General features: G+C 58.8%; 8 protein-coding genes. All 8 read left to right on the top strand.

Going from position 1 to position 7,728, the window contains the following annotated elements; translation table 11 throughout:
* Positions 1–256 precede the first annotated feature (256 nt).
* The 8 genes from V7Q10_RS15355 to fusA all read left to right on the top strand — a co-directional run bounded on the left by V7Q10_RS15355 (position 257) and on the right by fusA (position 7,559).
* A complete protein-coding gene (locus V7Q10_RS15355) occupies positions 257–1,144 on the top strand; it encodes a DMT family transporter (protein WP_333870014.1) in 888 nt (295 codons plus the stop codon).
* A gap of 69 nt (positions 1,145–1,213) precedes the next feature.
* Positions 1,214–1,942 carry a glycosyltransferase family 2 protein gene (locus tag V7Q10_RS15350; protein ID WP_333870013.1) on the top strand — a complete coding sequence of 243 codons (729 nt, stop codon included), beginning with the start codon at positions 1,214–1,216 and terminating at the stop codon, positions 1,940–1,942.
* Positions 1,939–2,247 carry a lipid-A-disaccharide synthase N-terminal domain-containing protein gene (locus V7Q10_RS15345; protein WP_333870012.1) on the top strand — a complete coding sequence of 103 codons (309 nt, stop codon included), beginning with the start codon at positions 1,939–1,941 and terminating at the stop codon, positions 2,245–2,247. Before V7Q10_RS15350 ends, V7Q10_RS15345 begins: the two co-directional genes overlap by 4 nt.
* On the top strand, positions 2,234–3,631 hold the full coding sequence (locus V7Q10_RS15340) for an ArnT family glycosyltransferase (protein ID WP_333870011.1): 1,398 nt from the start codon (positions 2,234–2,236) through the stop codon (positions 3,629–3,631). Before V7Q10_RS15345 ends, V7Q10_RS15340 begins: the two co-directional genes overlap by 14 nt.
* Positions 3,618–4,313, top strand: coding sequence for a phosphatase PAP2 family protein (locus V7Q10_RS15335; protein ID WP_333870010.1), 696 nt, complete (start codon positions 3,618–3,620; stop codon positions 4,311–4,313). The genes V7Q10_RS15340 and V7Q10_RS15335 overlap by 14 nt, the downstream gene beginning before the upstream one ends.
* Before the next feature lie 259 nt (positions 4,314–4,572).
* On the top strand, positions 4,573–4,944 hold the full coding sequence (gene rpsL / locus V7Q10_RS15330) for a 30S ribosomal protein S12 (protein ID WP_333870009.1): 372 nt from the start codon (positions 4,573–4,575) through the stop codon (positions 4,942–4,944).
* A gap of 11 nt (positions 4,945–4,955) precedes the next feature.
* Positions 4,956–5,426: a 30S ribosomal protein S7 gene (gene rpsG, locus V7Q10_RS15325; RefSeq protein WP_333870008.1), complete on the top strand. Its 471-nt coding sequence runs from the start codon at positions 4,956–4,958 to the stop codon at positions 5,424–5,426.
* A gap of 9 nt (positions 5,427–5,435) precedes the next feature.
* Positions 5,436–7,559, top strand: a complete 2,124-nt coding sequence (gene fusA, locus V7Q10_RS15320; protein WP_333870007.1) for an elongation factor G — start codon at positions 5,436–5,438, stop codon at positions 7,557–7,559.
* The last annotated feature ends 169 nt before the right edge of the window (positions 7,560–7,728 follow it).

Raw genomic sequence — 7,728 nt, 5'->3', positions numbered from 1 at the left:
CTCCCCATATCAATGCCCTGCGCAACCAGAGGCCACACCATGAAATCCAATACGCTTAAACTCGCCATCGCCGCGCTGATCGGCCTCGCCATCATCGGCGGCGATATGCTGGTCTCGCTCTAACCCTTCATCTGTCTCTAAATATCCCACGGGGGAAGCGCCGCAGGCGCTGGGGGTGTGAAACCCCCAAGCCCGGTTTGAGCAAGCCTCTTCCCCCCAAGTCTTTGCCCTGCTACCTCTGCACCAAGGGGGAGCTATGGCAATTTCTGACAACCTGCGCGGCGCGCTTTATATGAGCCTGTCGATGTTCTCCTTTACGGTGAATGACACCTTTATGAAGGCGGTCACCCAGACGCTGCCGCTGTTCCAGACCATAGCGCTGCGCGGCATAATTGCGCTGATCGGCCTTACTTTAATCGCCTGGGCGACGGGGCAGTTGCGCTTTGACATGTCACGCCGGGATGCCAAGCTGATTTCGCTGCGCTCGGCGGCTGATGTGATCGCCACCATCCTATTTTTAACGGCTTTGCAACACATGCAATTGGCTAATCTTTCTGCGATTATTCAGGCGATGCCGCTTGCGGTCACGCTCGGTGCCGCGCTTTGGTTCAAAGATCAGATCGGCTGGCGGCGGATGACGGCGATTTTGATCGGCTTTGTCGGCGTGGTCATCATCATCAGCCCTGGAAGCGAGGGTTTTGATGGCTGGTCGCTTTTGGGGCTTGGCTCGGTGCTGGCGATTGTGGTGCGCGATTTGTCGGTGCGGCCGCTGTCGCGCGAGGTGCCTTCGATCATGGTTGCCTTGGGCGCAGGGGCTGCGGTCTTTGCCATGGGTCTGTTCGGCTCGGCCTTTCAGGGCTGGCAGCCGGTGACGGCTGTGCAAGGCGCGCAGATCGGCGGCGCTGGGGTGATGCTGACGCTGGGCTATCTGAGTTCAGTGACCGCGATGCGGGTGGGCGATATCGGCTTCGTCGCCCCCTTCCGCTACAGCTCACTGCTTTGGGCGATTTTGCTGGGCTGGGTGTTTTTTGCCAATCTGCCGCCGCTGCATGCGGTGGTCGGCGCGGCGATTGTGGTGGCGACTGGCATCTATACCCTGCTGCGCGAGCGGAAATTGCGTCAGCAAGCCCGCGCGCGTGCCTGATCATTTGCAAGCAAGGGGCGGCTGGCCTATAGAGACCCGAACCTTGACCTGCCGCTGGCTGGAAATCCTATGACTCAAATCTCTGTCGTCATTCCGGCCCGCAATGAGGCCGAGAATATCATCACCTTGGTCGAAGATATTGATCGCGCGTTGGCCGCCTTGGGCGGCTTCGAGATTATCGTCGTCGATGATGCCTCGACCGATGCTTCGGTGGCAGTTCTCCGCAAGCGGGCGCAAAGCATGCCGCATCTGCGGGTGCTGACGCATGATCGCTCGGGTGGGCAATCGGCTGCTGTGCATTCGGGGGTGCTGGCGTCGCGCGGCGCGGTAATTTGCACGCTTGATGGCGATGGGCAGAACCCTGCCGAGGAGTTGCCGCATCTTTTGGCGCCGATCCTTGGCGATGCGACAGGACGCATTGGCCTGGTGGCCGGCCAGCGCGTGGCGCGGCAGGACACTTGGTCTAAAAAGGCCGCATCAAAGTTTGCCAATGGTCTGCGCGGTTGGATGTTGCAAGACGGCACCCGTGACACCGGCTGCGGACTTAAGGCGTTTCGGCGTGAGGCCTTTCTGGCGCTGCCCTATTTCAACCATATGCACCGCTATCTGCCGGCGCTGTTTGCGCGCGATGGCTGGGCGATTGCCCATGTCGATGTCACCCATCGGGCACGCGGGGCGGGGCGGTCGAATTATTCCAACCTGCAACGCGCGGCGGTCGGGGTGGTGGATCTGATCGGTGTGGCTTGGCTGCTGCGCCGCCGCAAGATCTCGACCGTGCTGCCGGATGATTTAAGATGATGCATGAACTTCTCAGCAAATTTGGTGCAGGCAGCACGGGTGATGCGGTTTGGCTGCTGGTGGGCCTGCTGGGGCAACTTGCGTTTACCGCTAGGTTTATCGTGCAATGGGTCGCATCCGAGCGCGCGAAAGCTTCGGTGATGCCGGTGGCGTTTTGGTATCTGTCGATCGTCGGTGGGTTGGTGGTTTTGGCCTATGGCATTCATAAGCTGGATCTTGTGATCATTCTGGGGCAACTGCCCGGCGTGGTGGTCTATAGCCGCAATCTGTGGCTGATCCGCAAGGGCAAGCATGTCGCGGGCTGAAGCGGGCTGGTTCCGCCCGGCCTTGCTGATCGTCTTGGCGCTGACATTTGCGCGGTGGGCGCTGCTGCTGCTAGACCGCACCGATCTTTATGTTGACGAGGCGCAATACTGGCTTTGGGGCCAAGAATTTGCTTTCGGCTATTATTCAAAACCACCGCTTATTGGCTGGCTGATTGGCGCTTTCACGGCCTTGGCGGGCAGTGATGCGCCATTTTGGGTGCGGATGCCCGGGGCGGCTCTGCATGGGGCAACGGCGCTGATCTTGGCCGCTTGGGCCGCGCGCTGGATGGGTCGGCGCGAGGCGGTGCTGACGGCGGCGGTCTATGCCAGCCTGCCGATGGTGGCGCTGGGAAGTTTGCTGATATCGACCGACACCGTGATGGCGCCGTTTTACGCCGCAGCGCTTTATTTCTTTGCGCGGTTGACTGAAGCGCGCGCGCCGCGGTTTGCGCTGCTGGCAGGGGTGGCGATTGGCGCTGCCTTTATGGCGAAATATGCGGCGGTGTATTTTCTGATCGGGGTGGCGCTGATCCAGATTGCGCCGGCCTACCGCATTGGCTGGCGCAATGGCGCGTTGATGCTGGCCGGCTTTGCGGCGGTGATTTCGCCAAATATCTGGTGGAACCTAAGCCACAAGCTGACGACCTTTTCGCATACGGTGGATAATGTCGGCTGGCTGCGTGGGGGGGCGGCGCTGCATCCTGCGGGGATGGCCGAGTTTCTGGTCTCGCAAGCGGCGGTGATTGGGCCGGTGGTATTGATCGCCATGCTGATCGGGCTGCGCCGGGTTCCTGCGATGGCGGCCTTTGTGCTGCCGCCCTTGGCGGTGGTGACGGTGCAGGCCTTGTTGGGAACCGCGCAGGCCAATTGGGCGCTGGCCGCCTATTTCGCCGGAACGGTGCTGGCGGTGCAGGTTCTGCGCGGGCATCCGCGCTGGTTGATCGCGTCTTTTGCGGTGAATGCAGTGGTCTGCCTTGGATTGCCGCTGCTGACGATCTTTACCGCGCTGACCTTTCCCAATGGCAAGCCGCTGCTGGATCGCCAGCTGGGTCGCGTGCAGATGAGCCAGCAGATCATTGCGCTGGCGCATCAGAATGGCGATCTGCCGGTGCTGGCGATGCCGCGCGATATTCTGGCGGATCTGTTTTACACGGGTGCCGGATCTGGCCTGACGTTCTATGCGCCGCGCCCAAATGGCCGCGCGCAGAACCACTATGAACAGCGCTATCCGCTGCCGCTTGGGCTGACGGGCAAGCTGCTTTTGATCACCGCCGCGCCACCTGCCTGTGCAGGGCCTGCCTTACCGCTTCAGGCGCAGGGTGGGGCCTATGCCAAATGGCATCTTGCGGCCTATGTTGTGGAGGCCGCTTGTGTTGAACCTTGACCGCCTGATCGTGGCGCTAATCGCTGCCTCGGCGCTTGTGCTGCTGGTCTTTGGCATCTGGCCGCAGCTGGATCTGCGTGTGGCGGGTTATTTTTACGATGGCGCCCAGTTTCCGGTCGACCATAACGCCCTGATCCTGCGGTTGCGCTATCTGGTTTGGGATGCGACGCTGGTGATGCCGCTGATTGCGCTGGCGCTGCTGCTGGTCACCGGGATCTGGCGGCGCAAACTGGTGCTGGCGGCGCGTGGCTGGGGCTTTGTGCTGGCGCTGTTTCTGCTGGGGCCGGGGCTTTTGGTCAATGCGATCCTAAAGCAATATTGGGGCCGCGCGCGTCCCTATGATGTGGTCGAGTTTGGCGGGCAGGCGCAGTTTACCCCTGCCTATCAGATCGCCGATCAATGCGCGGCGAATTGTTCATTCGTGTCTGGCGAAGGCTCGGGGGCTATGGCCTTGGCGATCTCGCTTTGGCTGATTCTATGGGTTTTGCGCCACCGGCTGCCGCGCGCGCTGTTTTGGGCGGGGCAGGGCGGCACTTTGCTGGTCTTGGGCTTTGCCGGCTGGCAACGCGTCGCCTCGGGCGGGCATTTTCTGTCTGACGTATTGCTGTCGTGGCTTTTTGTTGCGCTGGTGGCGGCAGTTTTGGCGCGTTTCATGCGTCCTTTGGCAGCACCGCGCCGCTAGGCCCTGCGGCTGTTGACAAGCACCGCGACTCCCTCTATCAGCCCGCTCACTTGGGGTAGTCTCTTCGGATTTTGCCACTCGTGAACTTGATGTGGTCATGATCCGGGCGCAAGCCTCGATCCTCTGGAATTCCACCGCGCTGCCCCCTTCGGGAGGTGGTTCGGTTTTATCGTTTTATGGATATGCCATAAAATGACGTCGAGAAGCAGTGTCCCGAGGTTTCGGGGCGAGTATTGACAGAGCAACACGGGGTACGTGAATGCCAACTATTCAACAGCTGATCCGCAAACCGCGGTCACCAGTCGTGCGGAAGACCAAGTCGCAACACTTGGAATCCTGCCCGCAAAAGCGTGGGGTTTGTACCCGCGTTTACACCACCACACCGAAAAAGCCGAACTCTGCTATGCGGAAAGTCGCAAAAGTGCGCCTGACCAACAGCTTCGAGGTTATCTGCTATATTCCGGGTGAAAAGCACAACCTTCAGGAACACTCTGTGGTTCTGATCCGCGGCGGTCGCGTAAAAGACCTTCCGGGTGTGCGTTATCACATCCTTCGCGGCGTACTGGATACCCAGGGCGTCAAAGAACGTCGCCAGCGTCGTTCGAAATACGGCGCTAAGCGTCCGAAGTGAGGAATTAAGATATGTCTCGTCGTCACGCCGCTGAAAAACGCGATATCCTTCCTGACGCCAAGTATGGTGATCGGGTTCTTACAAAATTCATGAACAACCTGATGCTCGACGGCAAAAAGTCCGTCGCTGAATCGATCGTTTATGGCGCTCTTGAGCGGGTCCAGACCCGTCTGAAGCGTGAACCTATCGAGTGCTTCCACGAAGCGCTGGACAACGTCAAACCTTCCGTCGAAGTGCGTTCGCGCCGCGTCGGTGGTGCGACCTATCAGGTTCCAGTCGAAGTGCGCATCGAACGCCGCGAAGCTTTGGCCATCCGTTGGCTGATCATCGCTGCTCGCAAGCGCAACGAAAACACCATGGAAGAGCGTCTTGCTGCCGAGCTTTCGGATGCAGTGAACAACCGTGGCACCGCCGTCAAAAAGCGGGAAGACACCCACAAAATGGCAGATGCAAACAAAGCATTCAGCCACTACCGCTGGTAAGGGTTTAACATGGCACGCGAATTCCCTCTTACGCGCTACCGGAACTTCGGCATCATTGCACATATTGATGCCGGTAAGACCACCACGACCGAGCGTATCCTGTACTACACAGGCAAATCCCATAAAATCGGCGAAGTCCATGACGGCGCCGCAACCATGGACTGGATGGAGCAAGAGCAAGAGCGTGGCATCACGATCACCTCTGCTGCGACAACCACGTTCTGGGAACGCACGATTGATCCAGGTCTGGACCATGCACGTTCCGACAAATACCGCTTCAACATCATCGACACCCCCGGCCACGTTGACTTCACCATTGAAGTTGAGCGTTCCTTGGCTGTTCTTGACGGCGCTGTGGTTCTGTTGGACGGCAACGCAGGCGTCGAGCCGCAGACCGAAACCGTTTGGCGTCAGGCCGACCGGTACAAGGTTCCGCGGATCGTTTTTGTCAACAAAATGGACAAAACCGGCGCTGACTTCTTCAACTGCGTCAAGATGATCAAAGACCGCACCGGCGCGAACGCTGTTCCAATCGCTTTGCCGATTGGCGCAGAAGACAAGCTGGAAGGCATCATTGATCTGGTGACGATGGAAGAGTGGGTTTATCAGGGTGAAGACCTTGGCGCCTCCTGGGTCCGTCAGCCAATCCGTGCCGAGTTGCAAGACGAAGCCAACGAATGGCGCTACAACTTGCTGGAAACCGCTGTTGGCCAAGACGATGCCGCAATGGAAGCCTATCTGGACGGCAAAGAGCCAACCGAAGCCGAATTGCGCGCGCTGATCCGTAAGGGCACGCTGGCAATCGAATTCGTTCCGGTTATGGCTGGTTCGGCGTTCAAAAACAAAGGCGTGCAGCCTTTGCTGAACGCTGTGATCGACTATCTGCCAACACCTCTGGACGTGCCGCCTTACATGGGCTTTGCGCCAGGCGACGAGTCGGAAACCCGCAACATCGCGCGTTCGGCAGATGATGATCAGCCCTTCTCGGCGCTGGCGTTCAAGATCATGAACGACCCCTTCGTTGGTTCGCTGACCTTTACCCGGATCTATTCGGGCAAATTGGCCAAAGGCGACGGCATGTTGAATGCGACCAAAGAGCGTAAAGAGCGCGTTGGCCGTATGATGATGATGCACGCCATCGATCGTGAAGAGATCACCGAAGCTTTTGCTGGTGACATCATTGCGCTTGGCGGTCTGAAAGAAACCACCACGGGTGACACGCTTTGCGATCCGGCAAACCCTGTTGTTCTTGAAACCATGACCTTCCCGGTTCCGGTTATCGAGATTGCAGTCGAGCCGAAGACCAAAGCTGACCAAGAGAAGATGGGCATCGCTTTGGCCCGTCTGGCTGCCGAAGATCCATCCTTCCGTGTGGAGACCGACATCGAGTCCGGTCAGACCATCATGAAGGGCATGGGCGAACTTCACCTCGACATCCTCGTTGACCGTATGCGTCGCGAATTCAAGGTCGAGGCGAATATCGGCGCACCTCAGGTGGCGTACCGCGAGACCATCTCGCGCGAGCATGAGATCGACTACACGCACAAGAAACAGACCGGTGGTACCGGCCAGTTCGCGCGCGTCAAGTTGATCATCTCGCCAACCGAGCCAGGTGAAGGCTATTCGTTCGAAGCCAAGGTTGTTGGTGGTTCGGTGCCGAAGGAATATATCCCAGGCGTTGAAAAAGGCATCAAGTCGGTTATGGACTCCGGTCCTTTGGCAGGCTTCCCGGTTATCGACTTTAAAGTCGCTCTGATCGACGGTGCTTACCATGACGTTGACTCCAGCGTTCTGGCCTTTGAAATCGCGTCGCGCGCTGCGATGCGGGAAGGCTTGAAAAAAGCGGGCGCGAAACTGCTCGAGCCGATCATGAAAGTCGAAGTTGTCACCCCAGAAGAATACACTGGCGGCGTCATCGGCGATTTGACCTCGCGTCGGGGTATGGTGACCGGACAAGACAGCCGCGGCAACGCCAACGTCATCTCGGCAATGGTCCCCTTGGCCAGCATGTTTGGTTACATCAACACGCTGCGTTCGATGACCTCTGGTCGGGCAACCTTCGCGATGTCCTTCGACCACTATGATGCGGTTCCGCAGAACATCTCGGACGAGATCCAGAAGAAATACGCATAACCGGTGTGGCGGGTAGTTCGCGTTTTGCTTGCAAAGCGCGGACAATAATCCCGCCCTACCACCCTCGTAGGGCGGGGATCACCCCGCCACAACCGACCGAAATCAGGAGGCCATCATGGCAAAGGCAAAGTTTGAACGGAATAAACCGCACGTTAACATCGGCACGATT

The sequence above is a fragment of the Cypionkella sp. genome (assembly GCF_036782355.1).
Classification (GTDB): Bacteria; Pseudomonadota; Alphaproteobacteria; order Rhodobacterales; family Rhodobacteraceae; genus Cypionkella.
This window is presented reverse-complemented; position numbering and strand designations above follow the sequence as displayed.